5 protein-coding genes are annotated in these 3,222 nt (G+C 66.9%); 2 read left to right on the plus strand and 3 right to left on the minus strand.

Going from position 1 to position 3,222, the window contains the following annotated elements:
* Positions 1 to 3 precede the first annotated feature (3 nt).
* Positions 4 to 999, plus strand: coding sequence for an inositol 2-dehydrogenase (gene iolG, locus AB3X43_RS06455; protein ID WP_369429043.1), 996 nt, complete (start codon positions 4 to 6; stop codon positions 997 to 999).
* Between the two features lie 8 nt (positions 1,000 to 1,007).
* Positions 1,008 to 1,880, plus strand: coding sequence for a MurR/RpiR family transcriptional regulator (locus tag AB3X43_RS06460; RefSeq protein ID WP_369429039.1), 873 nt, complete (start codon positions 1,008 to 1,010; stop codon positions 1,878 to 1,880).
* 279 nt (positions 1,881 to 2,159) lie between these two features.
* Here AB3X43_RS06460 and AB3X43_RS06465 read toward each other — a convergent pair whose 3' ends face one another.
* From AB3X43_RS06465 to AB3X43_RS06475, 3 genes are all read right to left on the minus strand, one after another.
* Positions 2,160 to 2,387, minus strand: coding sequence for a phosphatase PAP2 family protein (locus tag AB3X43_RS06465; RefSeq protein WP_473965069.1), 228 nt, complete (start codon positions 2,385 to 2,387; stop codon positions 2,160 to 2,162).
* Positions 2,388 to 2,463: 76 nt separating this feature from the next.
* Positions 2,464 to 2,913: a c-type cytochrome gene (locus tag AB3X43_RS06470; RefSeq protein ID WP_369429041.1), complete on the minus strand. Its 450-nt coding sequence runs from the start codon at positions 2,911 to 2,913 to the stop codon at positions 2,464 to 2,466.
* Between the two features lie 15 nt (positions 2,914 to 2,928).
* The coding region (locus tag AB3X43_RS06475; protein WP_369429042.1) for a chromate transporter at positions 2,929 to 3,222 on the minus strand (294 nt) is incomplete at its 5' end.

Here is a 3,222-nt window from a genome sequence, read left to right on the forward strand (position 1 = left end):
GGATTGCTGGGCGCTGGCCGCATCGGCAACGTTCACGCCAAGAGCATCGTCGCCAACCCCGCCAGCCGGCTCGTCGCCATCGCGGATGTCCACCACGCCGCCGCCGAACGACTGGCTGCTGAACACGGCGCGCAGGCGCGCGCCGTCGAGGACATCCTCGGCGACCGCAGCATCGATGCCGTCCTGATCGCCACGTCCACCGACACGCACTCGGACCTGATCGAGGCGGCCACCGCTGCCGGCAAGGCCGTGCTGTGCGAGAAGCCGGTCGATCTGGACCTGGCGCGTGCGCTGGCCTGCCAGACCGCCGCCGCCCGCCATGGTCGCCCGGTCATGATCGGCTTCAATCGGCGCTTCGACCCCAACTTCGCGGCGGTCAAGAAGGCCCTCGACGCGGGCGAGATCGGCCGCGGCGAGCTGCTGTCGGTCACCTCGTTCGACCCGTCCCCGCCGCCGGTCAGCTACATCCAGGTTTCCGGCGGCCTGTTCCGCGACATGGCGATCCACGACTTCGACATGGCCTGCTGGATCTTCGGCGCCGCGCCGGTCGAGGTCTCGGCCGTGGGCACCAGCATCGTCGATCCCGCCATCGGCGAGGCGGGGGATGTCGACACCGCGGTCATCACGCTGCGGTTTGCCGATGGCCGCATCGCCGTCATCCAGAACAGCCGCCGCGCCGTCTACGGCTACGACCAGCGCCTGGAATTGCTCGGCTCCACAGGGCTGCTGCAGGCCGGCAACGTGCTGGAGAACACCGTCGCCAAGACCACCGTCGCAGGGGCGCTGAGCGCCAAGCCGGAGTTCTTCTTCCTGGAGCGCTACATGCGCGCCTACGAGGCGGAATGGCGCGCCTTCGTGCAGGCGGTCGAGCAGGGTGGCGCGATGCCGGTGACGCTGCAGGACGGCATCAATGCGCTGGCGGTGGCCGAGGCGGCCACGCTGTCGGCACGCAGCGGTCGTGCGGTGTCGCTGGTCAACGGCCGCCCGGTCGTGGCCTGAGTCTTGTCATGTCGTGCGTCTGGCCTGCTGCCCGCGAACTGGACCTGCCGGCCAGGCGCTTGTGGCGCGACACGAATCAAATGCCGCCCCTGGACAGATCGGCCTTGCTGCGGCGCATCGAGGCCGATCTGCCGAACCTGAGCCCCCAGCTCCACAAGGTGGCCGAGTACCTCGTGCGCGAGCAGGAGCTGCCGCTGCGCCACCGCATCACCGACTTTGCCCAGCTCACCGGAACCGCACCGGTGACCATCGTTCGGTTGGCCAAACGCTATGGCTTCCAAGGGTTCTACGAGCTGAAGGTCGCGTTTCTGAAGCAGACTGACGACGCTTTCGACACCACGGACGCCCTCCCGATCACCCGCCAGACACCAGAGACTGCCACCATGCCCACCGCGCTGAAGGAGGCGCTGGGCATGATCGGAGGGCTGCGTCCGGTCATTGATCACCCGGGGTTCATGCAATCGGTCTACTGGCTGCACGAGGCGAACACGGTGTGGGTCAGTGGCGTGCGGCGAGCCGATCAGCCCTTGGCCGGGTGCGTGGTTCACGCGCTGCGGCACGATCGGCTGACCGCTCGATGGACATCGAAGACGCGCTCGGATACAGCTGCTTGCGCGCTTGTTGCCAAGCCCCTGGATCTGCATCTGCACGTGGCGCTGGCGGGCGCATCACCTGAGGTCGGGAACGCCTCCATGGCCGATGTTTCGCCTTCGCGAGAGGGGCGACACCTCATCCTGTCTCGTTCGCTTCAGCCCGGCATCGCTTGTGAACGGCGGTGTCTCACGCTGGACATCGGCACTGCTGGCGAGACACTGCCGGCCACGCTCGGGTTGCTGGCTGCCTGGTCTGGTGCGCTGCGTTTCATGCGCAGCGATCCCTGAGGCCATCAGGCGCGCACCTCTCCAGCACCCATCTGTGTCTGCCGCTGAAGGAACCGCCGGTCCAGCGCCACGAACTGGTGGTCGCTCGGGTGGCTGGTGGAGAGTCCAGTCTTCGGACTTCGCGCAGCGCGAACGTGGTCCGCGCCGATCGGTGCGGTGACCATGGTTGGGGGGTGCTTCTCGTTGCATCGCGCTTGCTCACCTCGGTCAGCAGGAGGCAAAGCTGGTCCCCCTTGACGGACCACTGCCCGGCGCGCTCGCGGCCACGCATTCATGGCTTCACCATGGAGCGGGCAATGGCGCCCCGACAGCGCCCAGCATGTCCAGCGGAAAATGAACGCCCAGGTACACCCGTGCCCAGGCCACGCCCATACCGACCATCAGCACCGCCAGTCCCCAGACCCATTCACCGGCCAACAGCAAGCACAGGCTGACCGCACTGAACACGGTTCCGTGGTCACTGGGAAACGAAGCATCTGGGGCATGCACGACGAGCGTGTGACCCAGCCAGAAAGAGTCGTTGGTTGAGGGCTTCTGCGGCGTTCATGTTCATGTCGGGATCGTGGAAGGGCAGAGCGGTCACTCAGTCGGTGCGGAACGCCTTGTGGCACGCCTGGCAACTGTTGCGGGCGTGCTCGAACGCCCCCTTCAGCTTGGCCAGATCGCCGTCCTGGGCCGAGACACGCAGCGCGGCCACCTTGACCTGCATGTCCTCGCGCAGGCTGTTGAACTTCTCTTCTTCCAGCCAGATGTCGGGCTTGGCCTTGGTCTTGCCCGTGTCGCTGCCGGGTGCAAACCCGATCCAGGGCAGCCGGCTGATCGTCTCCACAAGCTGCGCATCGGTCAGCACCTCGGTGCGGTTGAAGGGGCGTTCGCCCTTGACTACCAGGTTGATGCGCCCGAAGTAGGTCGCCAGCAGTGTGAAGGCCGCTTGGCGGTGCTTGATGGCCGCCGCGGCGTTGGTCAGTTGGGCCGACGCTGCAAGCGGTGCGGTCAGGGCTGCTGCGACCATCAGGGCGATGATCTTCTTCATGGGATCTTCTCCGGGTCAGGCGTGGACCATCAGCGGCTGTACCACCAGCCCGACGATGGCCGCGACCAGCACCACCACCGGCTCCGGCACCTTCTTGAAGCGCCACAGCACCGCCACCGTCACCAGCGCGATCACCGCCGTTACCCAGTCGGTGATCGACCGCTGGCCGATGACGACCACCGCGCCCGTGATGGCGCCGATGGCCGCCGCGGTGACCCCATCGACGAAAGCGACGATGCCGGGGCGCTTGCCGTGTTTCTTGAAATACGGCGCCGGCAGGATGGTGAACAGGTAACACGGCACGAAGGT

It is taken from the genome of Sphaerotilus sp. (assembly GCF_041083715.1).
Classification (GTDB): domain Bacteria; phylum Pseudomonadota; class Gammaproteobacteria; order Burkholderiales; family Burkholderiaceae_C; genus Sphaerotilus.